The following is a 26,331-nucleotide window of genomic DNA, read 5'->3' on the forward strand; positions in this document are numbered from 1 at the left end:
CAGTGAGCACCAGCATCGAGATCCACCGCGAGTCCACCGAAGAACTCATCGAACTGGACCTCTGGCCCAACGGCGCGGTCGCGACCGTGCTGGAGACCGAGGGGGAGCAGATCACCGGCTCGGTGATCCTGATCGACCTGGGCGCCGAGGACCCGGCGCTGAAGATCATCGCGGTGCCGGACGTGACGACCGACAACCTGGTGCCGCTGATGCGCGAGGCCGCGGGGCTGGCGCGGGAGGCGGGCGGCACGGTGCTGCGCTGGATCGCCGAGCAGGACGAGGGCACGGCGCAGGCGCTCGCCGAGCTGGGCGCCACCCAGGGCGAGGAGTTGGGCCGCACCTGGCAGGCCGACCTGCTCGCGGAGTGGACCCCGCAGGGTTCCGGCGCCGTGGTGGAGCTGCCGATCCCCGAGGACAGCGGGGAGTTCAGCTTCTTCCTGGGGCTCAACGACGCCGAGGGCGAGCTGTACGCCGAGTACGGGGTCGAGGTCGAGGGCGACACCGCCAGCCTGGTGCACAACCGCGATGGCGAGGGCACGACCGAGGAACTGGCGGCGCTGGTCTCCGCCGTGCTGACCAAGCTGAAGGCCGAGCACTCCGAGGTGCAGTTCGCGGAGACCTTCGCGGCCACCGAGGACGAGCAGCTCGCGCGGGCGCTGACCAGCCTGGGCTTCAGCCCGGTCCAGGTCAGCACGGTGGAGTTCCTGCTCCCGCTGTCCTAACTGGACGCCCGCTGGGTGGCGATCACCAGGGACACGGCGGCGAGGACCCCGGCCGCCGCGCAGCCGAGCCCGAACAGCTCGGCGGGCTCGCGCTGGGTCAGCACGGTGACTACCAGCCACACGGCCGCGCCGAACACCGCGCCCAGCGGCACGGCACCGACCACAGTGGACGCACTGCGGCGGCCCCGGCGCACCCCGCGCAGCAGGGACTCCACGTAGGCCAGGGCGAACAGGCCGAACAGCACGGCCCCGCCGCCCATCGCGCTGGCGATCGGGGTCTGCTTGGCGGTGGCGGTGAACGCGCGGGTGACGGTCGGTTCGCCAAGGCGGGCAACGGAGATCTGCCCGGTGACCGTGCCGCCGATGATCCACCGGGCGGCGGGGGAGAGCTCGATGCTCGCCTCGAACAGCCCGTCCGGGCTCAGCGTGACGGTGCGGGGCTCGGCCGTGCTCAAGGTGATCCCGGCGGCCGACAGGGCCAGCCGCACCTCCACCGGCGCACCCGGGGTGAACGCCCCGTCGATCACCACCGGGCTGCTCAGGTCGATGGTGACGCCCTGGCCCACCGGTGCGCCGTTGACCAAAAGCGTGCTGCTCTCGTTGTGCGGCAAGGACTTCGGCGCTGCGAAAGCGACAACGGCCAGCACGAGCAGTGCGGCGGCGGAGATCAACGCCGGGACCAGCGCGCGGCGGCGCCGGGCCAGCCGCACCGGAGGTCCGGCGAGGGTCTTGGGCGGTGCCGGGCTGCGCTGGCCGCCGAGCACGCGGGCGGACAGGTGCACGGGCACACCGGAGCGCTCCAGCCAGCCAGGCCCGAACGCCGTGGTGGCCGCGCTCGCGAGGTCGGCGGCGAACGCCTCGGCGTCGCGGTAGCGGTCCTGGGTCTCGCGGGCGATGCTGCGCATCACCACGCGCGCGATCGGTTCCGGCACACCGGTGATCTGCTGCGGCTCGCCGAAGATGTGCTGGCGCATCATGCTCAGCGCCCCGCGCGAGCTGTCGAAGGGCAGCGTGCCGGACAGCAGTTCGTACAGCACCGTGCCCGTGGAGTACACGTCGGCGGCCGGGGTCAGCGGGTTGCCCGAGGCCTGCTCCGGGGAGATGTAGGCCGGGGTGCCGAGCACCTCGCCGCCGTGGGTGACCAGGGTGGCGCCCTCGCTGATCACCTGCGCGATGCCGAAGTCGGCCACCTTGAGCACGCCCTGCCTGGTGAACAACAGGTTCTTCGGCTTCACGTCCAGGTGCAGCACCCCCGCGGTGTGCGCGGCGTGCAGCCCGGCGAGGGTGGCCAGCGCGATGGCGCAGGACTGCTCCGGGGTGAAGCCCCCGCCGTGGTAGCGCTCGAACACCGTTGCCCCGTCGAGCTTCTCCATCACCAGCAGGCGGTCGTGCCCGGTGCGCACGTAGTCGTAGACCGGCACGATGTGCGGGTGGTCCAGGCTGGCCAGCACCTTGGCCTCGCGGTCGAAGCGCTCGTCCATGCCCGGCTTGTCCACCAGCTCGCCGGGCAGCTGCTTGACCGCGACCTGGCGGCCCAGCGAGCGGTGCACCCCGGCGTAGACCACGCCCATGCCGCCGGAGCCGATCTTGCCGCCCAGCGCGTACTGGGGCAGCGCTGCGATCAGGTTGGCCGGAGCCGTCATGCGGGCAGCCTCTCGGGATCGGCGACGGGGTGCGGGGTCAGGTAGCCGAGCAGCAGGCCCACGGCGGTGGTACCGCCGATCACCGGCAGCTCGATCAGGGGTGCGGGCGGCACGATTCGCAGCACCGACAAGGTGATCACGGCGACCAGCCCGGTGCCGACCCCGGCGGGCAGGAAGCGCAGCGCGCGCCGCCAGCGGTTGGCGGGCAGCCGGTGCCTGGCCAGCGCGAGCAGTGCGGTCAGCCAGGCGACGATGGTCAGCACCAGCACGGCGATGCCGAAAACCCCGTACACCGAACGGATCGAGCCCTGCACGTCGGTGGTGGTGCTGGTGCTGGCCAGCAGGGTGCGCTGGGCGTCGAACACCTCCACCGTGCCGGGCAGCAGGCCGATCGCCTGCCCGTCCAGGTCGGCCATGTCCAGGCTGAAGGTCCTGGTGACCCGGCCGTGCGCGGGCACGTCGAAGGGGACCAGGGTGTCGTAGGCGAAGAAGGTCAGCGCCAGCGCCGTTCCCGACAGCCGTACGCTGCGCACCTTGCGCGGCACGTCCGAGCCGTTGGACACGGTGATCATCAGCTCGGCGGACTGCGTGGGGTTGATCGCCACGGTGCGGCCCGCGATGTCCTGGCCGTTGATCGTGACGCCCAGTCGCGGCGGCTCCTCGGAGCCGTCCGCGAGCGCGGGTGCGGCACCCGCCAGGCCGAGGACCGTGACGAGGGCAACCACTGCGGCGATGAGACGTCCCATGGGAAACCCCCGGTTGGGCAGGCGCGACTGGTCGGGAATGCTACAACCAGTCGCGGTCTCCTTCGATCGACGGATGTGGTGATGGGCATGGTTCGCCGGACGGTGACGGTCGCACTGCTCTGCGTGGGCATCGGGCTCGGTGCCGCACCGCTGGCCTGGGCCGCGCCGACGATGGGGCTGAAACCTTCCAGTGGCCCGGCGGGAAGTGCTTTCACCATCAGCTGGAGCGGGTTCACCCAGTGCCGGGTCATCAGCTTCACCTGGGCGGGCGCACCGCTGGTGAACGGCAGCCCGGGTACCGCCGGTTCGGTCGGCGCCACCGTGCCCGCGGATGCCAAGCCGGGGGTCTACGAGGTGGGTGCGGTGTGCGGCAAGGAAACCAGCGGCTCGCGCTTCGTCGTCACCGGCAGCACGCCGACCAGCACCACCCCGCCGCCGACGACGACCACGACGACCCCGCCGCCGACCACCACCGCGGTCCTCACCACGAAACCGCCCGCGACGACCACGACAACACCCGTAACGATCACGACCCCGCCGACGACGAGCAGCACGACACCGTCCACTTCGACCCCACCGTCCATCACCGACGTGCCCGAGCCGACCGGCGGCGGGCTCGTGCTCGACCACGGCAGCGTGCAGCCCGGCCAGCCGCTGTCGGCCAGCGGAACCGGTTGCACGCCAGGGCATGCGGTGATCCTGACCGCCGAGGGCGAGCAGGTCGGCAACGCCGTGGCCGACGACGCGGGCCGGTTCACCGCGCCCGTGGAGTTCAGCCGCATCCAGGCGGGACGGCACACGATCACCGCCGACTGCGGGGTGCGGCTGACCGGGGTGGTGGACCAGGTGATCACCAGCTCCTCCGGGGAGTCCAGCAGCACGCTGGTGATCCTGGTGTTCTTCGTGCTGGCGGGCGGGCTGCTGATCCGCTACCTCTGAGTCAGCACCGCGCGTCCAGCACCTGCTCGCGGGCCGCCGAGCGGCTGAGGTTCCAGCTGCGCCAGTCCTCCTCCAGCACGTCGCGCGCCATGCCGTGCAGGCGGCACCGCGCCCAGGGGGCGTCCACAGTGGCCAGTGCGGGCGCGGCGTCGGTGGACAGGCCGCCGAGGTAGTACGAGTCCAGCACGTGGTTGTGCACTGAGCGCGCGATGTTCTGCTCGGCGATGAGCCGTTCCGGGTTGATCGCGGCAAGTCCGAGCAGGGCGGCGACCGCCGTGCCGACAACCGCCTGCGCGAGCCACTGGCCACGCAGCCGGACCCCGGCCGCCAGCACGAGCAGGTAGACCGCGCCCAGCCACAGCTCGCAGGTCTGCACGAGCAGCCGCATCACGGTGAAGCCGTACGCCTCCTGGTAGGCCCACATGCGGGTCAGCGCCGAGGCGACGACCACGAGGGTCAGCACGGCGAGCGCACCGGGCAGGATTCGCAGCCACAGGCGGTCCCTCTCGGTCTCACGAGGCGCCAGCCGGGCCACGACCGCGATCACCACCAGGGTCAGCACGGTGATCGCGGCCAGCTGCCAGAAGCCGCCTCGCGCGTAGTCGGCATAGGACAGGTTCGCGGTGCGCAGCACGTACTGGCTGCCGCCGAACAAGGTGACGATCTGCACCGCGACGAAGGCGGCGAACAGCAGGACCAGCGCGCCGACCGGCAGCGCCCACTCCAGGCGGCGCAGGGAACTACGCGCCGGTGAGGACTGGTTGACCGCAGGCAGCGGCACGGCCAGCAGGTAGCAGGCGCCGACCGTGGACAGGCCGACCGCCAGGAACAGGAACAGCCACAGGAAGGTGTTGCCCCCGTCGACCTTCGGCACGGCGCTGAGCAGCAACTCGGCGAACGCGGCGTCGGCCCCGGCGAACAGCGCGCCGAACACCACCAGCAGTCCGAGGCTCACCGCCACCGAGGCCACCAGCCGTGGGTTCACCCGATGTCCCGACCGCCTGCCGAGCGCGGCCAGTCCCCGCCCGACCCAGCCAAGGCCGGACAGCGAGGCGAACGGGATCGCCATGCCGCCGAGCAGGATCCCGTGCAGGGTGCGGACCCGGGTGACCGCAAGCGAGAGCGATCCGCAGGAGGCCAGCGCGCACAACACGAACAGCCACTCCGCCGCACGGACCGTGCCGACACCCATCAGCGCCACCGCGGCCAGCGCCCAGGGCCAGTCCAGCGGCCGGTCCTGCCGCACGGCCACCGCTGCCACGGCGATCACCACGCCGGTCATCGCGATCAGCCAGCCGATGCCGGGCCGGTCCAGCCGCAGGGCGGTCGCCGCCACGACTCCGGCGAGCGCCGCGGCGGCGAGCACCTCGGGTCTGGCCCGGACGAGCTGCCAGCGGGGGACGTGCACCATCGTCACTTCTCTCTCCAGGGTGTGCGTCATCGCCATCCGCGCCAATGGCGGGGACGGTGGCAGGAACGTGAATGTCAGTTCGGGAGCGTGACCCGGATGCGGCAGCCGGAGTTCTCGGGCTCCACCACGGCGATCGTGCCCCCGTGCAGGTCCACCGCCCAGCGCGCGATCGCCAGCCCCAGGCCGGTGCCGCCGCCCTGGGCCCGCTCGCCGCGGGTGAACCGCTCGAACACCAGGGCCCGGTCGGCCGGGGCGATGCCCGGCCCCTCGTCGAGCACCTCGATGGACAGCCCGCCCTCGGCCTGCTCGGCGCGGACCCGCACCTCACCGCCCGCCGGGCCGTGCCGGGCGGCGTTGTCCAGCAGGTTCACCACGACCTGGTGCAGCCTGCCCCGGTCGGCGTGCACGGTGGCCTGCGGCGGATCCACCCGCACGGTGAACCGGCAGGCGGGTGCGGCCACCCGCGCCTCGGCCACCACCTCGTCCAGCAGCGGGCGCAGCGCGAACTCCTCGCGCCGCAGCGGCAGCACGCCCGCCTCCATCCGGGACAGGTCGAGCAGTTCGGTGACCAGCCTGCCCAGCCGTTCGGTCTGGGCGAGCGCGGTGCGCATGGTCGCCGGGTCGGCCGGGGTCACCCCGTCGACCACGTTCTCCAGCACGGCCCGCAACGCGCTGATCGGCGTGCGCAGCTCGTGCGAGACGTTGGCGATCAGCTCCCGCCGCTGCTGGTCGGCGTCGCCGAGGTCGGCGGCCATCTGGTTGAACGCCTTGGCCAACACGCCCACCTCGTCCCGTGCGGTCGCCCGGACCCGGCGCCGGTAGTCGCCCTGCGCCAGCGCGCGGGCGGCCGTGGTCATCGCGCGCAGCGGCCGGGTCATGCCGTGCGCCAGCACCTGCGAGGTGGCCAGCGCGATGGCGATGGCGATCACCGAGGTGGTCGGCGGCAGCCAGCCGATCTGCCACCAGAAGAACGCCAGCGCCGCCAGGCCGGAGCCGACCACCGTCAGGCCCAGCTTCATCTTGATCGAGCGCACCGGGTCCAGCGGGCGCGGCAGCCACTCGGACAGCCAGTCGGCGAACCGCGTCACCTGGGCACCTCCAGGGCGTAGCCGACCCCGTGCACGGTGCGGATCAGGTCCGCGCCGAGCTTGCGCCGCAACGCCTTGATGTGGCTGTCCACCGTGCGCGTGCCGGAGGACTCGGCCCAGCCCCACACCTCGGTGAGCAGCCGCTCGCGGGCCTGCACCGCGCGCGGCCTGCCCGCCAGGTGCACCAGCAGCTCGAACTCGGTCGGCGTCAGGTGCGCCTCGGTGCCCGCGCGGGTCACCCGCCGCTCCACCGGGTCGATCTCCAGCTCGCCCAGCACGATGCGCTGCGGGGGCGGCGCCGCCCGGCTCACCCTGCGCAGCAGCGCGTGCACCCTGGCCGCCAGCTCGCGGATGGAGAAGGGCTTGGTCAGGTAGTCGTCGGCGCCGACGGCCAGGCCGACCAGCAGGTCCATCTCGTCGTCGCGGGCGGTCAGCATGAGCACCGGCACCGGGCGCTCGGCCTGGATGCGGCGGCACACCTCCAGCCCGTCGAACCCGGGCAGCATCACGTCGAGCACGACCAGGTCCGGGCTCAGCCGCGCGGCGGCGGCCACGGCCGCGGGGCCGTCGTGCGCCAGGTCCACGGCGAAGCCCTCGGCGCGCAGCCGGGCGGCCACTGATTCGGCGATGGTCAGCTCGTCCTCGACCACCAACACCCGCCGTTGTCCCTCGTGCATGACGCCGACTCTAGGCAGCGGTCGTGGAGGAGCCGGGCGGAACCTGTGAAGGTCTTGTGGAGATCCCCGCAGGTAGGCCGGTCACAGCCCGCTACGATGCCCCGGCGATTGGGGTACGCCGGATGGGGGGACGCTCGGTGCACGGGTCAACACGGCTGGTTGCCGGCAGGTACCGGGTGCTCGGTGAGCTGGGCCGCGGCGGCATGGGCGTGGTGTGGCGGGCGCACGACCAGGTCATCGACCGGGAGGTCGCGCTCAAGGAGCTGGCCGTGCCCTCCGGTGGCAGCGAGCGGGTGCTGCGCGAGGCGCGGACCGCGGGCAGGCTGAACGACCCCGGCGTGGTCACCGTGTACGACGTGCTGGTCGACCAGGGCGTCACCTACGTGGTGATGGAGCTGGTGCGGGCGCCGACCCTGGCCGAGGTGATGGCCGCCGAGGGCGCGCTGTCGGCGGACCGGGTGGCCGCCATCGGCCTGCGCCTGCTCGCCGCGTTGCAGACCGCGCACAACGCGGGGATCGTGCACCGCGATGTCAAGCCCAGCAACGTGATGGTGCTGGGGGACGGCCGGGTCAAGCTGGCCGACTTCGGCATCGCCCGCGCGCTGGACGACCCGAACCAGACCGCCAGCGGCGCGATCATGGGCTCGCCCGGCTACATGGCGCCCGAGCTGTTCCGAGGGGCCGGTCCCTCGCCCGCCGCCGACCTGTGGGCCCTGGGCGCCACCCTGTTCCACGCCGTGGAGGGGCGCGCGCCGTTCCAGCGCGACACCACCGCCGCCACCATGCACGCCATCATGTACGAGGAGCCCCGGCTGGAGCGCTGCTCCGGGCCGATGGCCAGCGTGGTCATGGGGCTGCTCACCCAGTCGCCCGAGCAGCGGCTCACCGCCACGCAGGTGCGGCAGCTGCTGTCCGCTGCCGGTGAGCAGACCGTTCAGGTGCTCGCGTTGCCCGGTGGCACGACCCGGCCCAGTGCGCCCTGGCAGTTCGAGGACGAGCCCGCGCCCGCTCGCCCGCCCCGCCGTCTGCTGCTCGTCGGTGGTGCCGCCGCGCTGGTCGTCGGCGTGGCCGTGGCCGCGGTGTTCCTGTTCCAGCCCAGTCCCCAGCAGGGCATCGCCTCCGCGGGTGAGGTCGTGTCCACCACCTCGGCGTCGAGTGCCAGCCCGGTAACGCCAACCAGCTCGTCAGCCGTTACCACGACCACCAGCACGGTGAGGTCCTCGGCCGTGGTCGCCCCGCCCAGCACGACCCCGACCCACACCCGGGCGGTGCTGACCCGGTACCGCAGCCAAGCCAGCGGCTGGCACTTCAGCGGGACGAGCCGCGTGCCGACCCCCGCCGGGTTCAGCGCGGAAGGCCCGCTCGGTGCGCTGCTCGCCACCGCCGAGCCCGGCACCAGGGCCGTCTACTCCTGCAAGGTCGGCGCCGGTGAGCGGTTCACCTCCGTGGACCAGACCGGCAAGTGCGAGGGCCAGCAGGTGGTCGGCCTGCTCGGTTACGCCTTCGCCCAGCCGCCCGCCGACACCCACAGCGTGCCGCTGTACCGGTGCAACCAGGGCGGCAACCACTTCGACTCGCTCAGTGCCGACTGCGAGGGCCCCAAGAACGTCAAGGAAGGCGTGCTCGGTTACCTGCTGCCGTGAGGGCCCCGGTCAGTGCCCCGCGGACTCGCCCTCCAGCGGGAGACCGGCCTTGACCCAGTCGTCGATGCCCTCGGCGTACTTGGTGACCTTGGTATAGCCCAGTTTCACCATCTCCCGCCCGACGAACTCGCTGTTGCGGCAGGGCGGGTTGATGCAGTACAGGGCGACCGGCGTGGACTTGTCGGGCACCAGCTTCGGGGCGAGGTCGTCGGTGGACTTGGCCGCGATGTTGTACGGGAAGCCGGGGATGTTGATCGAACCGGGCAGGTGCGAGCCGCGGTGCATGTCGGCGGGCAGCGTGTCGATCACGGTGATGGAGTGGTCGGCCATGCGCTGGCGCAGGTCCTGGCGGCTGATGTGCGCGACCTCGTCGGTGACCATGGGGTCGGAGGCTGTCCTGGGTGCGGCGGCTGGTGTGCTGGTGCCACAGGCGGTGAGCAGCAGACCGGTCACGAGCACGGCGACGGGCACGGCGTGGCGCGAGGACATGCCCCTCAGTCAATCGCGAACGTGATTGAAAATCCAGCCGCCAAAGGTAGCGGCCTGAGGGAGGCTCACAGCTGGTCCAGCCAGGTGGCGAGCCCGTCGAGCATCCGGGTGAGGCCGAACTCGAACAGCCTGGTCAGGTCGTAGTCGAACTCGTTGCCGGTCAGCTCGGCGAACAGCGGGAACCGCCCGGAACCGGCCAGTTCCCCCATGGCGGGCAGCTTGGTGTCGATGTAGTCGTCCACCGTCATGCCGGTCTCGCGCACGGCCTCGGACTCGAACTCCAGGTTGATCGCGGTGCCCCGCACGTGGCTGAACAGCATGATCGTCACGTACATGGTGTCCTCGGTGCCCAGCCCCAGGTTGCGCAGGGCGCCCAGGACCCACTCGGTCTGCGCGATCGCGTTCGGCGCGACCAGCGGCCTGCTCATCGACATGACCGGGGCCAGCCACGGGTGCCGCCGGTACACGGCCCACTGCTCGCGTGCGGCCAGTTCGAGGCGGGGGCGCCAGCCGCGCGGCGGCACCCTCGGGTACTCGATCTCGCCGAAGACCGTGTTCACCATCAGCACGACCAGTTCGTCCTTGCTGGGCACGTGGCGGTACAGCGACATGGTGGCCACGCCCAGCTCGGTGGCGATCCGGCGCATGGACAGGGCGGCCAGCCCCTCCTCGTCGGCGATGCGGATGGCGGTGTGCACCACGAGCTCGGTGGTCACCTCCTGGCCGGGGGCGCGGTCGCGCTGGCCGGGCCTGCCGAGGACCACGGTGCCCACGCCCGGCTCGACCCGGACGAGCCCGCGCTGGCGCAGTTCGGCGAGCACCTTGCTGGCGGTGGCCATCGCGACCCCCCAGCGCTGGGTGATCTGCCGGGTGGAGGGCACCCGGTCGCCGGGGCGCAGCTCGCCCGAGGCGATGCGCTGGCGCAGTTCGGCGACGATGCGGGCGTAGGGCGAGTCCGCTGCGGGCACTGAGTCCTCCCTCGGTGCACTAGTGCACTGGCCTGGCGCCGTCCATCGGCGCAGGTGGCATCTTGGTGCACTAGTGCATGGCACCAATTCCTTGCTGCTCAACAGTGTATTGCGCAGTATGTACACCGTACAGACCCGACGGGGGAGGACCTCATGCGGAAGACAGTGTTGATCTCCGGGGCGAGCATCGCCGGACCCGCGCTCGCCTACTGGCTGGCCCAGTACGGCTTCGAACCGACCGTGGTCGAGCGGGCGCCCGCCCCGCGTGCCGGGGGACAGGCCATCGACCTGCGCGGCACCGCCCGCGAGGTGGCCGAGCGCATGGGGGTGCTGCCCGAGGTCCGCGGGCGGCACACCGGGGTGCGGGGCATGTGCTACGTGGACCGGGACGGCCGCAGGCGGGCCGAGATGGGCACCGAACTGCACGGCGACTCCGGTGGCCCCATCGCCGAGATCGAGATCCTGCGCAGCGACCTGGTGGACATCCTGTACCGGGCGGGCAAGGACCGCACCGAGTACCTGTTCGACGACACGATCACGGCGCTGACCGAGCGGCCCGACGGGGTGCGCGTGGAGTTCCGGCACGCGGCCCCTCGGGTGTTCGACCTGGTCGTCGGCGCGGACGGGGTGCGCTCGAACGTGCGCTCGCTGGCGTTCGGCCCGCACGAGCGCTACCTGGACAACGACGGCCACTACGTGGCGATCTTCGCCATGCGCTCGGAGATCGACCTGGGCGGCTGGCACCAGTTCCACGCCATGCCCGCGCGGCGCAAGGGCGAGTTGGGCCGGTCCGCCGCCCTGTACCCGGTGGGGGACAACGGGGACGCCCGCGCGATGTTCTTCTTCAGCGAGCCCGACCTCAGCTACGACCGCCGTGACGAGACGGCGGGCAAGCGCATCATCGCCGAGCGGTTCGCCGGTGAGGGCTGGCAGGTGCCCGCGATGCTGCGGGCCATGCACGCCGACCCGGACTTCTACTTCGCCCGCGCCGCACGGGTCCGGCTGGACGGCTTCAGCCGGGGCCGGGTCGCGCTGCTGGGCGACGCCGCGTCGGCCGGGTCGATCGGCATGGGCACCAGCCTGGCCATGGTCGGGGCGTACGTGCTCGCCGGTGAGCTGGCCGCCGCGGGCGGGGACCACCGAGTGGCGTTCCCCGCCTACGACGAGATCATGCGCGACTATGTGCGCGAGGCGCAGAAGCCGATGCCGGGCGGCACCAAGGCCTTCCTGCCCGCGAGCAGATTCGGCATCGCGGCCCGCGAGCTGTTCATGCGGGCCCTGCCGTACATGCCCTGGCGCAACGCGATCATCGGTGGCATGGACAAGACGGCGAACATGGTGCGGCTCAAGGACTATCAGCCCCTGGCGCCGACCGGGGCGCGGTCCAGCTCGGCCAGCAGCCCGGCCAGCTCGGACCGGTAGCGGCGCACCGAGTCCAGCTTGATCTCCTCGTAGCCGCGGACCAGGTCCGGCAGTTCCGCGATGCGCAACGCCAGCGCCTCGTCCGCACCACGCAGCCGCCGCACCACCCCGAGGTACTCCTCGACCAGCTCGCGCTCCACCCTGCGCAGGTGCGCGTAGCCGAACACGTCGAGCCTGGTGCCGCGCAGGCGGCGCATCGACCGCAGCGCCGTGAACACCGGGCGGGCGGTGCGCCCCAGCGCGATCTTGCGCCGCATGCCCAGCGCGCGCAGGATCGGCGGGTGCAGCAGGTACTTGGCCCGTGCGCCGCGACCGAAGCGCTGCTCGGTCTGCCGGTGCAGCTCCGGGTCCAGGTGCAGGCGGGCCACCTCGTACTCGTCCTTGTAGGCCATCAGCTTGTACAGGTTGCGGGCCACCGCCTCGGCCAGCGGCACGGAGTCGGCGGCCACCGAGGCCACCACTTCCAGGTACCGCCTGGCGTAGCGCTCGTCCTGGTAGCCGATCAGGTCGGCCACCCGCAGCTCGGTGATCCGCAGCAGCTCACCGCGCAGGGCGTGCGCGGCGAGCAGTTCCCTTGCCGCGCCAAGGTGGCGCTGGGCGCGGGCCAGCTCGGTGACCTCGGCGGGCTGTTCGTCCACTGAGGACGGCCAGCTCGGGTCGATCACGAGCTGGCGGCCCGCGCGGAAGGCCTGCGTGGTGGTGGCCACGCCCACCCCGTTGATCTCGATGGCTCGCTCGATGGCGGCGGCGCTGATGGGCAGCAGCCCGGCCTGGTAGGCCGCGCCGATGACCAGGAAGTTGGCCGCGGTGGTGGCGCCGAACAGCTGCTCGGCCAGTGCCAGCGCGTCGAAGCTGAGCAGGCGCTCGGCCCTGGTCCGCTCGGTGATCGCCGCCAGCAGCGACCCGCCCTCGGGGAACACCGCGTGCGGATCGGTCACGGTGCGGCCGGTGGGCACCTCGCTGGTGGACACCACGGCGGTGCTGCGCACGGGCGAGCACCGCGCCAGGTTGGCCGGTGCCGTGGCGGCCAGCGCGTCGAATGCGAGGTAGGCGTCGGCGCCGCCCTCGCCGACGAACCCGGGCCGCTCACCCAGCGAGGGCCCGACCCGCAGGTGCGAGACCACGGCACCGGCCTTCTGGCTCAGCCCGGTCTGGTCCAGCGAGCGGGCGTCCAGCCCGTCCAGCAGCGCCGCGGTGGCCAGCACCTGGTTCGCGGTGACAACCCCGGTGCCACCGACGCCGACCAGCACCACGTTGGCCGCCACTGGACGGGCCGTCGGCTCGGGCTGGTCCGCGGGCAGCTGGGGCGCCCGGACCCTGGCCCGCGCCACCTCACCCGGCAGCACCGTCAGGAACGACGGGCAGTCGCCGAGCAGGCAGGAGAAGTCCTTGTTGCAGGAGGTCTGGTCGATGCGGGTCTTGCGGCCGAACTCGGTGTCCACCGGCTCCACGCTCAGGCAGTTCGACTTGCGCCCGCAGTCCCCGCAGCCCTCGCACACCGCCTCGTTGATCAGCACGCGCTTGGCGGGCTCGGGTGCCTTGCCCCGCTTGCGCTTGCGCCGGGTCTCCGCCGCGCACGCCTGGTCGTACAGGATGACCGTGGTGCCCGGCCGCTCGCGCAGTTCCCGTTGCACCGCTTCGAGATCGTCCCGGTGCCGCACGCGAACCCCTGGTGCCCAAGCGGTCGCGCGCGGGTACTTGCCCGGTTCGTCGGTCACCACGACGATGCCCGCCACGCCCTCGGCGTGCAGCATGTGCGTGACCCCGATCGGGTCCACGGCCCCGTCGGCGTCCTGGCCGCCGGTCATCGCGACCGCGCTGTTGTAGAGCAACTTGAAGGTGATGTTCGTGCCCGCCGCCACGGCCTGCCGGATCGCCAGGCTGCCGGAGTGGAAGAACGTGCCGTCACCGAGGTTCTGGAACATGTGGCCGGTGCCGCTGAACGGGGCGGCGCCGACCCAGGTCACGCCCTCCCCGCCCATCTGCGTCATGCCAAGGCTGCGGTCCATGAAGGTGGTCATCGCGTGGCAGCCGATGCCCGCGCCCGCGAGCGAGCCCTCGGGCACCACGGTGGACCGGTTGTGCGGGCAGCCCGAGCAGAAGAACGGGGTGCGGCTGACCGGGCTCAGCGACAGCGCCAGCCGCTTGGGCCGCAGCGAGCGGTGCGACAGGTCCAGGTGCTCCGCGCCGATCCGGTCCACCAGCAGGTCCGACAGGGCCTTGACCAGCCGGTCGGCGTCGAGTTCGCCGTGCACCGGGATCAGCTCGCGGCCCGAGGTGTCGGTCTTGCCGAGCACGCGCGGGCGCCGAGGCAGGTCGTACAGGGCGTCGCGCACCTGGGTCTCGACGAACGCGCGCTTGTCCTCCACGACGACAAGCTCGTCCAGGCCCTCGGCGAACTCGCGCACGCCCTCGGTGTCCAGTGGGTGCACCAGCGCCAGCTTCATCACGCGGATCCCGTGCCGTGGCAAGGAGTCCTCGTCCAGGCCCAGCCGGTCCAGCGCCTCGCGCAGCTCGACCCAGGCGCGGCCGACCGCGAGCAACCCCAGCCTGGCCGGCCCAGTCGCGCCGGACACCTCGTTGACCCCGTTGGCCCTGGCGAAGGCCACGGCGGCGGCCAGCCTGCCGTCCAGCACCTCGCGTTCCATCGCGATGGCGTCGGGGATGGTGACCCCGGGCTTGTGCGTGGGCTGCCACGGGCGGCCCTGCCAGCTGAACTCGGGCTCGCGCACGGTGGGCACCTGCCCCAGGTCGACCGCCTCGTAGGCGTCGGCCACGCTGGTCAGCACGGTGAAGCCGACCCACGAGCCGCAGTAGCGTGACATCTCCACGCCCAGCCTGCCCAGCCGCAGCACCTCGGCCACGGTGGACGGTGCGAGCACGGGCATGAACGACTCGGCCAGCGCCATCGTGGAGTTCGAGGGCAGGGTGGAGGACTTGCAGGCGGGGTCGTCCCCGGCGACCACCAGCACCCCGCCGCGCCGGGTGGTGCCCATCCAGCTGCCGTGCTTGAAGGCGTCGGCGGAGCGGTCCACCCCGGGGGCCTTGCCGTACCAGAGGCCGAACACGCCCTCGTAGCTCGGATCGGGCAGCTGCTGGGCCAGCTGCGAGCCGTAGACCACGGTCGCGCCCAGCTCCTCGTTCACCCCGGGGATGAACTTGATGTCGTGCTCGGCCAGCAGCTTCGCGTTGCGGGCCAGCAGCTGGTCCAGGCCGCCCAGCGGGGAGCCCCGGTAGCCGGAGACCAGCCCGGCGGTGCGCCAGCCGCGTTCGGTGTCGGCGCGGTGCTGGTCGAGCAGCAGGCGGCCCAGCGCCTGGACCCCGCTGAGCATGACCCGGCCCTCGCGGGCCGTGAGGGGGGTGGTGGTGGACACCTGGACCTCCAGAGCTTGAGCATCTTGGTCAGAGTTCAACCCCGAAGGCACTCGATGCGCAATATCCTGGTGATCAGATTGAGCGTTATGCTCAGGATCACGGATCAACGCGGCGCGGAAGTGAGCAGAACGGTGACCTTGAACACCCTGGACCTGCGGGTCCTGCGCGAACTGGTGCGCCGCCCCCGGATCGGCGTCACCGAACTGGCCAGCCTGCTGGGCATCGCGCGCAACACCGCGCACGCCCGCGCGAACCGGCTGGAACGCGAGCAGGTGGTGGGCCACCGGGGCCGGGCGGTGGACGTGTCGGCCATGGGCTTCGAGGTCACCGCCTTCGTCACGCTGGAGGTGGCCCAGGGGCGGCTGCACAGCGCGGTGGCCGGGCTCAAGACCGTGCCGTTCGTGCTGGAGGCGCACGGCATCGCCGGTGCCGGTGACCTGCTGGTGCGGGTGGTCGCGCGCAGCACGGGCCACCTGCACGAGGTGCTCGACGCCGTGCTGGCCTGCCCCGGCGTGCTGCGCAGTAACACCGCGATCGTGATGACCGAGCAGATCGCCTACCGGGTGGACCCGCTGTTCGACACGGTGGAGCCGGGCACGACCAGCCCGCTCTCGTAGGCCGCGACCACGGCCTGCGCCCGGCTGCTCAGCCCCAGCTTGCCCATCAGGTTCTTGACGTGCGTCTTCACCGTGGACTCGCTGAGCACCAGCCGCTGGGCGATCTGCGCGTTGCTCAGCCCGTTGGCGACCAGCCGCAGCACCTCGGTCTCGCGCGCGGTCAGCGCGGACAGCACGGTGCGGTCCACGGCGTTCACCTTGTGGTGCAAGGAGTAGGTCTCCACCAGGCGGTGGGTGATGGACGGGGTGATCAGCACGTCGCCCGCGGCCACGGCGTGCACGGCGGCCACGATCCGGTCCGGCGGGGTCTCCTTGAGCAGAAACCCGGCCGCACCGGCGCCCAGCGCGCGGTACACGTACTCGTCCAGGTCGAAGGTGGTCAGCACGAGGATGCGCGGGGGTGGCTCGGTGGGCGCGGCCAGGATCTGCTGGGTGGCCGCGATGCCGTCCAGCACCGGCATGCGGATGTCCATGACGATCACCTCGGGGCGGGTGGCGGCGGCCAGTTCCACGGCGCGGGCGCCGTTCTCGGCCTCGCCGACCACCTCGATCCCGGGCGCGGCCCCGAACAGCGCGATCAGGCCGGTGCGGATGAGGACCTGGTCGTCGGCCACGAGCACCCGGGTGGTCACGACACCTCCGCGTAGGGCAGCCGCAGCACCACGGCGAACCCGCCCTCGGGGCGCGGGCCCGCGGTGAGCACCCCGCCGTACAACTCGGTGCGCTCGCGCATCCCGGCGATGCCGCGGGGCGCTGTCGCGGAGTGGGCCGCGGCATCGCCCCGCCCGTCGTCGGTGATCTTCACGGTCAGCGTGTGCTCCCCGTAGTCGAGGTCCAGCCGGGCGGTGGCCGGTCCGGCGTGCTTGAGCACGTTGGTCAGCGACTCCTGCGCGACCCGGTACGCGCACAGGTCCGGTCCCGGTGGCAGCGGGCGCCGCGTGCCGGTGACCGCGAGGTCCACCCGCAACCCGGTGCCGCGCAGGCGATCCAGCAGACCGTCCAGTTCGGACAGTCCGGGCTGCGGGCTGAGGGTACCCGCCTGGTCCACGCGCAGCACGTCGAGCAGGCGGCGCATCTCGGCCAGGGCCTCGCGGCTGGTGGTGCCCACCGTGGCCAGGGCCTCGCGGGCCACGCGCGGGTCGGAGTCGATCACGTACTCGGCGAGCCCGGCCTGCAAAGAGATCACCGACATGTGGTGGGCCACCACGTCGTGCAGTTCGTGGGCGATGCGCCCCCGTTCCTCGACCACGGCCCGAGCCGCCTGCTCCGCGAGCCCCTCCACCCGCCGTGACCAGCGCTTGGTGCTCTCACCGAGCACGCAGGCGGCCAGGCAGTGCACCACGGCCGTGCAGACCTGCGGCCACACGACGTGGCCGCCCGCCGAGGAGTAGCTGACCACCACCACGCTCAGCCCGGACAGCAGCGCGAGCAGGGTCATCGGCCACGGCCGGACCACGGCCACCGAGAACAGGCCGATCAGCAGGCCCACCCCGCCGCTGGGGAAGTCCCCGTAGCCCAGCACCAGGTAGGCGACCAGCGCGCCGCACATCACCAGCGTGATCGTCAGCGGGGCGCGCTGGCGCAGGGCGACCGGTGCGATGCTCAGCGCGGCCAGCAGGTAGCCCAGCCAGTCGGCGCGGGCGGTGGACATCGTGCCGAGCGTGGCCAGGGACAGGCCGGTCAGCACCACCGCCAGCACCACGTCGGCCAGCACCGACCTGAGGATCACCCGCACCTGCCCACGGTAGCCGCAGCGGTGGTGCGCGGTCACCAACCCGTGGGCGTAGCCGCGGCTACCCCCAGCGGGGTAGCCGCGATCGACCACTGCGGAGGATGCCCCGCACCCGCCAACCTGCCTAACCTCGACAGCACTCGAACACCTGGAGATGGGGGAGTGATGAGACGAACGTGGATCGCGCTGGTGGCGCTGTCCGGGGTCGCGCTGTCGACGGGGGTGGCAGCGGCCGCACCGCAGCACCGGCCGGACACCAGCGTGTTGCAGCGCGACACCGACAAGCTGCTGGACTACGGGGCACCCGGCGCGCTGGTGGAGCTGGACACGCCCAACGGCAACGTCAAGGTGCGCAGCGGGTACGGCAACACCGCGGCGAAGACCCCGGTGCCCTGGGACACGCACTTCCGGATCGGCAGCTACACCAAGATGTTCACCGCCACGGTGGTGCTGCAACTGGTCGGCGAGGGGAGGTTGTCCCTGGAGGACACCGTCGACCGCTGGCTGCCCGGCCTGGTGACCGGCAACGGCAACGACGGCACGAAGATCACCGTGCGGCAGCTGTTGCAGCACACCAGTGGCCTGCCGGAGTACACCCGGGCGATGGACTTCCTGGGTAACAAGGAGGGCTTCGAGGCCAACCGGCTGCGCGGGTTCACCGACCGGCAACTGGTGGCGATGGCCCTGCGTTACCCGCCGGACTTCACGCCGGGCAGCAGCTGGGCCTACTCCAACACCAACTTCGTGCTGGCCGGGATGATCATCAAGCGGATCACCGGGCAGGACTGGCAGCACGAGGTGCGCGAGCGGATCATCGAGCCACTCGACCTGGACAACACCTCGGCTCCGCACAACGACCCCCGGGTGCCGCAGCCGCACGCGGTGGGCTACCAGCGGTTCAGCCCGGACGGCCAGGACATCGACGCGACCGTGCTCAACCCGTCCTGGGGCGACGCGGCCGGTGCGATCATCAGCGACACCGCCGACGCCAACAAGTTCCTGCGCGCGCTGGCCAGCGGCAAGGTGTTGCGTCCCGCGCAACTCGCGGAGATGCGCAGGACCGTGCCAGCGCACCTGTTCGACAAGGGCTGGCCCGGGGTCCAGTACGGGCTGGGCATCATGTGGATCCCCACCTCCTGCGGCGGCTACTGGTCGCACGGCGGGGACATCCACGGCTTCAAGACCCGCAACGGGGTCAGCGCCGACGGCAAGCGCAGCGTGGTGGTCACGATCAACAGCGACTCGCTGGTGCCCAAGCAGGGCACGCCCGCACCGCAGCACGACGTGAGCCTCGACCTGATCGAGCACGCCCTCTGCGGCACCTCCTGAGGTGAGGTGGCGGGGCGGGCCGTGCAGCCGCCCCGCCACGGCTCAGTTCGTCAGGGTCAGGTCGCTCAGGCCGACCGAGCCGGAGCCGGTGCGGTCGAACACCAGCGACACCGTGCGGACGTCCGCCCGGTCGATGCCCGAGACCTCGTCGAGCGGGATTCGCACCTGCTGCAACAGGAAGTGCGCGCTGGACAGGTCGCCGCCGACTCCTTGGGGCGGGTAGGCCAGGGCGTGGGACTGCCTGGTCAGCGGCACGCTCGCCTCGTGACCGGCCCCGTCGGTGAACCGCACGCTGAGGTCCTGCGCCGCACCGGCCTTGTTGGCGGCGTCGGTGAAGTCCTGGGCCACGCGCAGTCGTAGCGTGGAAAACCCGTTGAGGTCGTGGGAGTCCAGCTCGGTGTCGATCCGCCCACCGGGCTTGGTCCACTTCGCCTTCACCATGTGCAGGCCCGCGTGCGGTTCCTGTGCCCAGCCGCCCCTTCGCAGCACGCAGCTGGTGGAGCAGGCCGTCGCTGAGGACAGGCCGCTGACCTTGTTGCGCGCCTTGCCGTCCAGCCGGTTCACGTCCTGGCGCCGCGCGGCGGGCGCGTGGTAGCTCACCATTGCCTTGGCGTCACTGGACTCGCCCTGCCACAGGCCCTTCAGTGCCTGTTCGCCGCCCAGGTAGTAGCGGAAGAACCCGGCCACGTAGGTGATCCCGGCCTGCCGCTGCTGCTGCTCGGTGAGCCGGTTCGCGGGGTCGGAGCACGCGGCCTTGGGGTCGCCGTCCCAGTCGTCCCTGCTGCCGACCTTGCCGGAACCGGGCGACCACACCGTGTTGAAGAAGTTGTGGTTCGCGCCCATCACCGACACCAGGTGCTTGCCCGCCTGGTCCCCTGCTCGGGCGTAGCGGGCGTCGTCGTAGTAGTGCGCGCCCTGTAGGTCGGCGACATCCCCGTCACAGTAGGGAAGCACGGTCGCGGTCGGCACGTCGGTGAGCACGCGCCGGTTGAAGTCCACCGGCGCCAGCGGCAGCGCCGCCCTGAGCTGGTAGCCCTCGTGTTTGCCGAGCGCGTGGTAGATCACGCCCTCGCCGCCACGCGAATGCCCCATGGTGCCGACACTGGTGAAGTCGATTGTGTTGTGCCACTTGGCTTCCCGCGAGGTCCGCTCCCGCCACAGCTGCACGTGCCTGTCCACGAGCTCGCCGCGCGCCCGCATACCGCTGTCCTCGCGACCGCTGTCCCCGCTGTTCACCCCGTTGGCGCTGATCGAGACGACCACGTAGCCCCGGCTGGCCAACTCCTCGCCCAGGTAGTCGTAACCCTGGTAGCTGGGGATCGGTTTGCCAGGACAGGGCCAGTGCATGCTGGCGCGCCCGTTGACCTCGCAGGTCGCGTGCTGGCCGTGCAGGAACAGCACCAGCGGGTACGGCCCGTTGCCCAGATCCTTGGGGTGGTGCACGCGCCCGGTGAGCTCGATCTTCTTGCGGAAGCCCGGCACGGTGAACGCGTTGTCGCCCAACGTGTAGTCCGCGGACTCGACCTCGTGCGCGGTGGTGTTGCGCGGGGCGGCCGTGGCGGGCACCGCGAGCGCGGTCCCGATCACGGCGGCGGCCAGCGCGGCGCCGAGCAGTCTGTACCTGATCACTTGCCGACCTCCTGAAGTGTTCCCCTGCCCGCGATCCGCCCGGTCTCGCCGTACCGGTAGGCCACCGCCGTGCCCGGCGGCACCTGAATGGTCAGCTCCACCGAGGCGGTGGCCAGGTCCTCGGCCAGTTCGCCGTAGCCGACCAGGCGGTCACCGAGCAGCACGTGCAGCCGCTCACCGCGCGGCTCGAACGGGCCGTCCAGCACCAGCCGCCGTGCGCCGCCGGGGGCCTGCTCGACCCGTGCGTGCTCGGCCGTGGCCACGGGTTGTGGGGGAGAAGGAAGTGAGGATTGCTCGGTTCGTGTCGTCGAGCTCGGCGCCGGGGGAGTCGTGCTCGCCGGCGGTGTGCTGGCCGGGTGCTCGGCCGGGGTGGTCGCAACCTCGCCCGAGCACGCGGCCAGCAGCAGGACTTGACCGAATATCAAGGAAATGTGTCTCAGTCGTGAGAAGAAGTGCACGCGTGACAAACCTCCACCAGTGAGTAAAAGAACTTTTGGAAACTAACACCGGCGGTGGCGTGCGGCAGTTGTACTTTCGTCTGTTAGGCGGCACACATCTCTTGCTCGGCACCGAAGAAGCCGACGATTGGACAGCTGGGAGCGCGAGGTCCAGCGGAGGCTGGCCTTCTGCCAGGCGCTGCTGGCCAAGGAGGCCGACAACCTCGGCCGCGCGCTCACCGTCCGGTTCGCCATCCGGCGCGCCGAGGGCGATCTGGAATGGCTGGCGGGGGCCCGCGCCGAGCTGGCCGTCGAGTAGGCTCCAGGTCCGGTGACCGACTTCCACGTGAGCCTGGACGGCCGCGGCGACCTGGCGGACCGGATCTACCGCCAGCTGCTGGCGGCGATCCTGGACGGTCGGCTGCGCGCGGGCGAGCGCCTGCCGCCCAGCAGGGAGCTGGCCCAGCGCCTCGCGGTGTCGCGCAACACCGTGACCGTGGCCTACGACCGGCTCACCGCGGAGGGCTTCCTGGTCGGACGGGTGGGCGCTGGCACGTTCGTTGGTGACGTCGCGCCCGGCCAGGCCGAGGCCCGCGCCGCGCCCAGCGGCACCGGGATCCGCCCGCGCGAGCTGTGGCGCACCCTGCGCACCCCGTCGTCCACTTCGGACGCACCGCCCCGGTACGACTTCCGCGTGGGCACACCCGACGCGCGGCTGTTCCCGTTGCAGGTGTGGCGCAGGCTGCTCGCCCGCGAGCTACGGCACACCACCCTGGACGCCTTCAACTACGGGGACCCGGCCGGACATGCCGGTCTGCGCGCGGCCATCGCCCGGCACGTCGGCGTCTCGCGGTCGGTGCGGTCCGGTGCCGAGGACGTGTTGGTCACCCAGGGCGCCCAGCAGGCACTGGACCTGATCGGCCGCGTCCTGGTCGAGCCCGGTGAGGTGGTCGCGGTGGAGGAACCCGGCTACTGGCCCGCCCGCCTGCTGTTCCAGTCGCTGGGCGCGCGTGTGGCCGGTGTGCCGGTGGACGGCGAAGGCCTTGACGTGTCGGCGATCCCGGACGCGGCCCGGCTGGTCTACACCACGCCGTCGCACCAGTTCCCGACTGGGACCGCGATGTCGCTGGCCCGGCGCACGGCGCTGCTGGACTGGGCGCGCAGGCGGGACGCGGTGATCGTCGAGGACGACTACGACAGCGAGTTCCGGTTCGGCGACCGCCCGCTGGAACCGTTGCAGAGCCTGGACACCGCGGGGCGGGTGCTCTACGTCGGGTCCTTCTCCAAGACGCTGCTGCCGATGCTGCGGCTGGGCTTCGTCATCGCACCAGCCTCGTTGCGCACCGCGTTGCGCACTGCGAAACAGCTCTCCGACTGGCACGGTGAGCTGCCCGCCCAGGCCGCCCTGGCCAGGTTCATCGCGGACGGATTGCTCGGCAGGCAGGTGCGCAGGGCGAGCCGGATCTACGCGGCACGACACGAGCTGATCGTCACCACCCTGCACACCGAGTTCGCCGACCTGCTCGACCTCACGCCCTCGGCCGCCGGCCTGCACCTGTGCGCCCGCCTGCGCCAGGGGGTGAGCCTGGACTTCGAGCTGGCCCGGCGCCGCGGGGTCGCCGCCGAGGACCTCGCCGCCTACTGCGGTGAGCAGCCCGCCCAGCGCGGGCTCGTCCTCGGCTACGGCGCGATCGAGGTGGACCAGATCCCCGAGGGCCTACGCCTCCTGCACACCTGCCTCGCCCGCGCCTAACCCCGCGAGTCCCGCCCACCGGCGCGCGAGTCCCGCTCTGGCGTGCACGAGTCCCGTCTACTGGTGTGCGAGTCCCGCTCTGGCGCGTGCCAGTCCCGTCCACTGGCCCGCGAATCCCGCCCTGGTGCATCCCACTCTCGGCAGGTCCTCACGGGGCGGTGACGGCGGCGGCGATCGTCGCCGCGAGGAACAGCGCCTGCTCCAGTGTGCGGGGCACCAACGGGGTGGCCGGGCGCCCGCCGAACTCCAGGCCGCGGCGCGCGGCCGAGACGTTGGCCGGGAACATGACCAGCAGCAACAGGGTCAGGCACCAGGCCGCGAGCCCCGCGGTCGCCGGGACGAGCACGCCCAGGGCCCCGGCCAGTTCCAGCACGCCGGTCACGGTGACCAGCAGGGCCGGACTGGGCAGTCGCGGCGGCACCATCGCGATCATGTCCGCGCGCATCTTGGGCACGAAGTGCGCGACCCCGGTGAGCAGGAACATCAGCGCGACGCCGCCGCGCAGTGCCGGTGGCCAGGCGTCCAGTGCGGCCACGCCGAGTAGGCCGGTCAGTCTGAGCAGCACGAAGCCGCCGACCAGTGCGATCACGGGTGCCATCGGGGTCCCCTCTCTCATCTTGTCGCCGACAAGATTGGGGGACGGATGTAAACTTGTCAATGACTAGATCCGAGCGGGAGGGTGCATGGCCTACCACCACGGGGACCTGCGCAGGGCGCTGCTGGACGCGGCGGTCGAGATGATCGAGGAGTCCGGGCCCGCCGCGCTGAGCCTGCGCGAACTCGCCCGGCGCGCAGGCGTCTCGCACGCCGCGCCCGCACACCACTTCGGGGACAAGCAGGGACTGCTCACCGCGCTGGTGGTCCAGGGCTTCGAGCTGCTCGGCCAGGCACTGACTGAGGCGGGCGAGGACTTCCACGAGGCGGGGCTGGCCTACCTGCGCTTCGCCGTGGACCACCGCGCGCACTTCGAGGTCATGTTCCGGCCCGAGTTGTACCGGGCCGAGGCCCCTGAGGTGCTGGCCGCCAGCGCCCGCGCCTCGGAGGTGCTCGACCACGGCGCCCGCGCGGCCGTCGGTGCCGGGCAGGACACCGAGATGGCGGGGATCGCCGCGTGGTCACTGGTGCACGGCTTCGCCTCGCTCTGGATCAGCGGCGCCCTGCCCTCCCGGGTGGGCGAGGACCCCGTGGCCGCCGCCCGCCCGGTGGTGCACATGTTGTTCGGGCGGGGCGAGAACGGCGTGCCCCGCTGAACCGGCCCTGTCATGAAGGTGCCGTTGCGGACGTTCAACGTTCTGAACGGCACCTTCATGACACCGCGAGGTGGGCGCCTACACCGACTTCAGGTGCTCCAGCAGCATCGGGATGACCTGGTCGGGCACCTCCTCGGGCAGCCAGTGGCTGGCGCCGTCGAGGATCTCGAACCGGTAGGGGGCGTCCACGAAACCGGCGGTGCGGTGCGCGGCGTCCCGGCCCAGCGCCATGTCCCCGCTACCCCAGATGTACAGCGTGGGAACGGTGATCTGACCGGCGGGTACGGTGAAGTCCTCGTCCACGGCGCGGTACCAGTTCAGCGTTGCGGACAGCGCACCCGGTTGCGACAGGCGCCGCACGTTGTGCTCGACCAGTTCGGCGGGCACCTTGCCGCCGTAGGCCGCGCGCAGCCGGGCGGCGCCCTCACCGAGCAGCGATGCCTCCGCCACACCCCCGGGCTGGCGGAAGAAGCGCACGTAGTCCAGGCGGTGGTACTGCTCCTGGTCGGCGGCCGAGGCCTGTTGCAGCGCAACGGGGTGCGGGGTCGCCAGCACGGCGAGCGAGCGCAGCCGCTGCGGGTGCGCGGAGGCCAGGGCCCAGGCCACCATGCCGCCCCAGTCGTGCGCGATCAGGTGGAACCGGTGTGCGCCCTGGGATTCGGCGAACGCCAGCGCGTCGTCCACCAGGTGCTGCACCGCGTAGTCGGTGATCTTGCCGGGGCGAGCGCCCGGCGAGTAGCCCCGCTGGTCCACCGCGACCGCGCGGTAGCCCGCCTCGGCCAGGGCGTGCAGCTGTTCGGTCCAGCAGTCGGCGAACTCCGGCCAGCCGTGCAGCAGCAGCACGAACTCCCCGTCGACCGGCCCGGCGGCCAGCGCGTCGTGCACGTGCCTGCCGACGGTGATGGTGATCTTGTCCACAGCGGTCATCGGGCAGGCTCCTCAGCAGGGAAGGTGGGCAGGTGGGTGCATGCGGTCACGCTATGGCGCGGTCCCAGGTGGACACGGCCCTGCGGCGGGAACCCGGCGCCTAAGGGAAGCCGATCGCCGCTGTTCGCACAACTGGCCCCGGGTGGGCCCGGGGCCAGTTGGGACGGGCGCCCGCTCCGCGGCTGGTTCAGCCCTTGAGGATGGCCGCCACGGTCTCGTCCAGCGGGGTGGTGGCGTGGCCGATCAGCTCGCGCAGGTGGCCGGGGGTGGCCCCCAGATCGCCAACCGACACCGTCCGGTCGAAGTCCAGCAGCAGGTCGGCGATCTGCTCGGGCAGCCCGGCCCCGATCAGGGCGGCGCGGTGCTGCTCGGGGCTCAGGTCCTGGTAGACGACCTCGCGCCCGGTCAGCCCGGTCAGCACGGTGGCCAGTTCGTCGAAGTCCCAGGTGGTGTCACCGGACAGTTCGTACACCTTGCCCTCGTGGCCCGTGCCGGTCAGCACGGCCACGGCGGCCTCGGCGTAGTCGGCGCGGGCGGCCGAGGCCACCCGGCCCTTGCCCGCGCTGCCGATGAACGCGCCGCTCTCCGCACCCTGCGCGATGGTCTGCGCGTAGTTCTCGGTGTACCAGCCGTTGCGCAGGAAGGTGAACGGCAGGCCGGTGCCGCGGATGGCCTGCTCGCTGGCCAGGTGCTCGGCGGCAAGGCCCACGGAGCTGGTGTCGGCCTGCAGGACGCTGGTGTAGACCACGTGCCGCACCCCGGCGGTCTTGGCGGCCTGCGCGGCCGCGGTGTGCTGCGCGACACGCTTGCCGACCTCGCTGCCGGAGATCAGCAGCAGCTTGTCCGCGCCCTGGAACGCCCGCTCCAGGGACTGCGGGTCGTTGTAGTCGGCGACCCGTACCCGCACCCCGCGCTCGGCCAGGTCGGCGGCCTTGGCCTCGTCCCGCACGGCCACGGTGACCTGCTCGGCCGGGACCTGCTTCAGCAGGCCGTCCACGACCAGGCGGCCCAGCTGTCCGGTGGCACCGGTGACAACGATCATCTCACTCGCTCCTCGTTCGTAGCTCGTACTACCTACAAGATTGCACTAACTTTTTGATAGTGCAACCCCTGAGGAGTACGCTGAGGGCATGACCGAAACGGCCGAGTGGGTGGACGAGCACGGGCGCATCGCGTTCGACGTCTTCGCCAGGGCGTGCACCTCGCGCGCCACGCTGGAGCACGTGACGGGGCGCTGGGGGATCCTGGCGTTGACGGCGCTGCGCGACGGTTCACTGCGGTTCAACGCGCTGCGGCGGCGGGTGGACGGGGTCAGCGAGAAGATGCTCGCCCAGACCCTGCACGCGCTGGAGCGCGACGGCTTCGTGCACCGCGAGGCCCAGGCCACGATCCCGCCCCGCGTGGACTACACGCTCACCCCGCTGGGGGAGCAGACCGCGGCCAAGCTGTTCGACCTGATCCAGTTCGTCGAGGGCGCCATGCCCGAGGTGGTCGCCGCGCAGGAGCGCTACGACCGCGCGAAGGCCGAGTAGCG

The 26,331-nt window shown here is 72.0% G+C and carries 24 protein-coding genes and 1 pseudogene; 10 read left to right on the forward strand and 15 right to left on the reverse strand.

The window, feature by feature from the left end:
• Positions 1-2 precede the first annotated feature (2 nt).
• Entirely contained in the window at positions 3-722 is a 720-nt protein-coding gene (locus KALB_RS15495) for a hypothetical protein (protein WP_025356624.1), read from the forward strand.
• Here KALB_RS15495 and KALB_RS15500 read toward each other — a convergent pair.
• Positions 719-2,365 (reverse strand): serine/threonine-protein kinase, encoded by a 1,647-nt coding sequence (locus KALB_RS15500; protein WP_025356625.1) that lies wholly within the window; start codon positions 2,363-2,365, stop codon positions 719-721. The genes KALB_RS15495 and KALB_RS15500 overlap by 4 nt on opposite strands.
• Positions 2,362-3,111, reverse strand: a complete 750-nt coding sequence (locus tag KALB_RS15505; RefSeq protein ID WP_025356626.1) for a hypothetical protein — start codon at positions 3,109-3,111, stop codon at positions 2,362-2,364. Before KALB_RS15505 ends, KALB_RS15500 begins: the two co-directional genes overlap by 4 nt.
• A gap of 87 nt (positions 3,112-3,198) precedes the next feature.
• Between KALB_RS15505 and KALB_RS49185 the strand changes: the two genes are divergently transcribed.
• Entirely contained in the window at positions 3,199-4,050 is an 852-nt protein-coding gene (locus KALB_RS49185; RefSeq protein WP_236650262.1) for a hypothetical protein, read from the forward strand.
• A gap of 1 nt (position 4,051) precedes the next feature.
• Here KALB_RS49185 and KALB_RS15515 read toward each other — a convergent pair whose 3' ends face one another.
• The 3 genes from KALB_RS15515 to KALB_RS15525 all read right to left on the reverse strand — a co-directional run bounded on the left by KALB_RS15515 (position 4,052) and on the right by KALB_RS15525 (position 7,226).
• Positions 4,052-5,461, reverse strand: coding sequence for a DUF4153 domain-containing protein (locus tag KALB_RS15515; RefSeq protein ID WP_148309479.1), 1,410 nt, complete (start codon positions 5,459-5,461; stop codon positions 4,052-4,054).
• Positions 5,462-5,535: 74 nt separating this feature from the next.
• Positions 5,536-6,480 (reverse strand): HAMP domain-containing sensor histidine kinase, encoded by a 945-nt coding sequence (locus KALB_RS15520; RefSeq protein ID WP_042222134.1) that lies wholly within the window; start codon positions 6,478-6,480, stop codon positions 5,536-5,538.
• A gap of 65 nt (positions 6,481-6,545) precedes the next feature.
• Positions 6,546-7,226, reverse strand: coding sequence for a response regulator transcription factor (locus KALB_RS15525; RefSeq protein WP_063751900.1), 681 nt, complete (start codon positions 7,224-7,226; stop codon positions 6,546-6,548).
• Between the two features lie 137 nt (positions 7,227-7,363).
• Between KALB_RS15525 and KALB_RS15530 the strand changes: the two genes are divergently transcribed.
• Positions 7,364-8,869, forward strand: a complete 1,506-nt coding sequence (locus tag KALB_RS15530) for a serine/threonine-protein kinase (RefSeq protein ID WP_268872255.1) — start codon at positions 7,364-7,366, stop codon at positions 8,867-8,869.
• 9 nt (positions 8,870-8,878) lie between these two features.
• Here KALB_RS15530 and KALB_RS15535 read toward each other — a convergent pair whose 3' ends face one another.
• On the reverse strand, positions 8,879-9,358 hold the full coding sequence (locus KALB_RS15535) for a rhodanese-like domain-containing protein (protein ID WP_025356632.1): 480 nt from the start codon (positions 9,356-9,358) through the stop codon (positions 8,879-8,881).
• A gap of 65 nt (positions 9,359-9,423) precedes the next feature.
• Positions 9,424-10,326, reverse strand: coding sequence for a TetR/AcrR family transcriptional regulator C-terminal domain-containing protein (locus KALB_RS15540; RefSeq protein WP_025356633.1), 903 nt, complete (start codon positions 10,324-10,326; stop codon positions 9,424-9,426).
• A gap of 153 nt (positions 10,327-10,479) precedes the next feature.
• Between KALB_RS15540 and KALB_RS15545 the strand changes: the two genes are divergently transcribed.
• Positions 10,480-11,748 carry an FAD-dependent monooxygenase gene (locus KALB_RS15545; RefSeq protein ID WP_025356634.1) on the forward strand — a complete coding sequence of 423 codons (1,269 nt, stop codon included), beginning with the start codon at positions 10,480-10,482 and terminating at the stop codon, positions 11,746-11,748.
• Here KALB_RS15545 and KALB_RS15550 read toward each other — a convergent pair.
• Positions 11,682-15,122, reverse strand: a complete 3,441-nt coding sequence (locus KALB_RS15550) for an indolepyruvate ferredoxin oxidoreductase family protein (protein WP_025356635.1) — start codon at positions 15,120-15,122, stop codon at positions 11,682-11,684. The two genes, KALB_RS15545 and KALB_RS15550, sit on opposite strands and share 67 nt — an antisense overlap.
• 132 nt (positions 15,123-15,254) lie before the next feature.
• Between KALB_RS15550 and KALB_RS15555 the strand changes: the two genes are divergently transcribed.
• Positions 15,255-15,740, forward strand: coding sequence for an Lrp/AsnC family transcriptional regulator (locus KALB_RS15555; protein WP_025356636.1), 486 nt, complete (start codon positions 15,255-15,257; stop codon positions 15,738-15,740).
• Here the strand turns inward: KALB_RS15555 and KALB_RS15560 are convergent.
• Both KALB_RS15560 and KALB_RS15565 read right to left on the reverse strand, forming a co-directional pair.
• Positions 15,680-16,372, reverse strand: a complete 693-nt coding sequence (locus KALB_RS15560) for a response regulator (protein ID WP_025356637.1) — start codon at positions 16,370-16,372, stop codon at positions 15,680-15,682. The genes KALB_RS15555 and KALB_RS15560 overlap by 61 nt on opposite strands.
• Positions 16,369-17,475, reverse strand: coding sequence for a sensor histidine kinase (locus KALB_RS15565; protein WP_051912977.1), 1,107 nt, complete (start codon positions 17,473-17,475; stop codon positions 16,369-16,371). Before KALB_RS15565 ends, KALB_RS15560 begins: the two co-directional genes overlap by 4 nt.
• Positions 17,476-17,637: 162 nt before the next feature.
• Here KALB_RS15565 and KALB_RS15570 point away from each other — a divergent pair, with 162 nt between their 5' ends.
• On the forward strand, positions 17,638-18,801 hold the full coding sequence (locus KALB_RS15570; RefSeq protein WP_025356639.1) for a serine hydrolase domain-containing protein: 1,164 nt from the start codon (positions 17,638-17,640) through the stop codon (positions 18,799-18,801).
• Positions 18,802-18,843: 42 nt separating this feature from the next.
• Here KALB_RS15570 and KALB_RS15575 read toward each other — a convergent pair whose 3' ends face one another.
• Both KALB_RS15575 and KALB_RS15580 read right to left on the reverse strand, forming a co-directional pair.
• Positions 18,844-20,430: a poly(ethylene terephthalate) hydrolase family protein gene (locus KALB_RS15575; RefSeq protein ID WP_025356640.1), complete on the reverse strand. Its 1,587-nt coding sequence runs from the start codon at positions 20,428-20,430 to the stop codon at positions 18,844-18,846.
• Positions 20,427-20,693, reverse strand: a complete 267-nt coding sequence (locus tag KALB_RS15580) for a hypothetical protein (RefSeq protein ID WP_025356641.1) — start codon at positions 20,691-20,693, stop codon at positions 20,427-20,429. Before KALB_RS15580 ends, KALB_RS15575 begins: the two co-directional genes overlap by 4 nt.
• A 307-nt stretch (positions 20,694-21,000) precedes the next feature.
• Here KALB_RS15580 and KALB_RS45350 point away from each other — a divergent pair.
• Positions 21,001-21,186, forward strand: a pseudogene (locus KALB_RS45350) (hypothetical protein); the annotation flags it as partial.
• A 12-nt stretch (positions 21,187-21,198) separates the two neighbouring features.
• Positions 21,199-22,620 (forward strand): MocR-like pyridoxine biosynthesis transcription factor PdxR, encoded by a 1,422-nt coding sequence (pdxR, locus tag KALB_RS15585; RefSeq protein ID WP_025356642.1) that lies wholly within the window; start codon positions 21,199-21,201, stop codon positions 22,618-22,620.
• Positions 22,621-22,768: 148 nt separating this feature from the next.
• On the opposite strand, the gene KALB_RS15590 is transcribed toward pdxR, so the two are convergent.
• Positions 22,769-23,218: a DoxX family protein gene (locus KALB_RS15590; RefSeq protein ID WP_025356643.1), complete on the reverse strand. Its 450-nt coding sequence runs from the start codon at positions 23,216-23,218 to the stop codon at positions 22,769-22,771.
• Between the two features lie 85 nt (positions 23,219-23,303).
• Here KALB_RS15590 and KALB_RS15595 point away from each other — a divergent pair, with 85 nt between their 5' ends.
• The gene (locus KALB_RS15595) at positions 23,304-23,870 is read left to right on the forward strand and encodes a TetR/AcrR family transcriptional regulator (protein WP_025356644.1); all 567 of its coding nucleotides are present in this window, start codon (positions 23,304-23,306) and stop codon (positions 23,868-23,870) included.
• Positions 23,871-23,948: 78 nt separating this feature from the next.
• Here the strand turns inward: KALB_RS15595 and KALB_RS15600 are convergent, their stop codons facing one another.
• Entirely contained in the window at positions 23,949-24,797 is an 849-nt protein-coding gene (locus KALB_RS15600) for an alpha/beta fold hydrolase (protein ID WP_030109257.1), read from the reverse strand.
• A gap of 187 nt (positions 24,798-24,984) precedes the next feature.
• Complete coding sequence (locus KALB_RS15605; protein WP_025356645.1) at positions 24,985-25,839, reverse strand: SDR family oxidoreductase; 855 nt, start codon at positions 25,837-25,839, stop codon at positions 24,985-24,987.
• A gap of 88 nt (positions 25,840-25,927) precedes the next feature.
• Between KALB_RS15605 and KALB_RS15610 the strand changes: the two genes are divergently transcribed.
• Positions 25,928-26,329, forward strand: coding sequence for a winged helix-turn-helix transcriptional regulator (locus KALB_RS15610; RefSeq protein ID WP_025356646.1), 402 nt, complete (start codon positions 25,928-25,930; stop codon positions 26,327-26,329).
• Positions 26,330-26,331: the final 2 nt, after the last annotated feature.

This window comes from Kutzneria viridogrisea DSM 43870 (genome assembly GCF_000525635.1).
GTDB lineage: Bacteria > Actinomycetota > Actinomycetes > Mycobacteriales > Pseudonocardiaceae > Kutzneria > Kutzneria viridogrisea.

Coding starts and splice junctions, on each gene's coding strand:
- KALB_RS15505 (WP_025356626.1), bottom strand. CDS start 3,111: ATGGGACGTCTCATCGCCGCAGTGGTTGCCCTCGTCACGGTCCTCGGC.
- KALB_RS15535 (WP_025356632.1), bottom strand. CDS start 9,358: ATGTCCTCGCGCCACGCCGTGCCCGTCGCCGTGCTCGTGACCGGTCTG.
- KALB_RS15605 (WP_025356645.1), bottom strand. CDS start 25,839: ATGATCGTTGTCACCGGTGCCACCGGACAGCTGGGCCGCCTGGTCGTG.
- KALB_RS15515 (WP_148309479.1), bottom strand. CDS start 5,461: ATGGTGCACGTCCCCCGCTGGCAGCTCGTCCGGGCCAGACCCGAGGTG.
- KALB_RS15500 (WP_025356625.1), bottom strand. CDS start 2,365: ATGACGGCTCCGGCCAACCTGATCGCAGCGCTGCCCCAGTACGCGCTG.
- KALB_RS15590 (WP_025356643.1), bottom strand. CDS start 23,218: ATGGCACCCGTGATCGCACTGGTCGGCGGCTTCGTGCTGCTCAGACTG.
- KALB_RS15600 (WP_030109257.1), bottom strand. CDS start 24,797: ATGACCGCTGTGGACAAGATCACCATCACCGTCGGCAGGCACGTGCAC.
- KALB_RS15545 (WP_025356634.1), top strand. CDS start 10,480: ATGCGGAAGACAGTGTTGATCTCCGGGGCGAGCATCGCCGGACCCGCG.
- KALB_RS15595 (WP_025356644.1), top strand. CDS start 23,304: ATGGCCTACCACCACGGGGACCTGCGCAGGGCGCTGCTGGACGCGGCG.
- KALB_RS49185 (WP_236650262.1), top strand. CDS start 3,199: ATGGTTCGCCGGACGGTGACGGTCGCACTGCTCTGCGTGGGCATCGGG.
- KALB_RS15570 (WP_025356639.1), top strand. CDS start 17,638: ATGAGACGAACGTGGATCGCGCTGGTGGCGCTGTCCGGGGTCGCGCTG.
- KALB_RS15525 (WP_063751900.1), bottom strand. CDS start 7,226: ATGCACGAGGGACAACGGCGGGTGTTGGTGGTCGAGGACGAGCTGACC.
- KALB_RS15610 (WP_025356646.1), top strand. CDS start 25,928: ATGACCGAAACGGCCGAGTGGGTGGACGAGCACGGGCGCATCGCGTTC.
- KALB_RS15520 (WP_042222134.1), bottom strand. CDS start 6,480: ATGAAGCTGGGCCTGACGGTGGTCGGCTCCGGCCTGGCGGCGCTGGCG.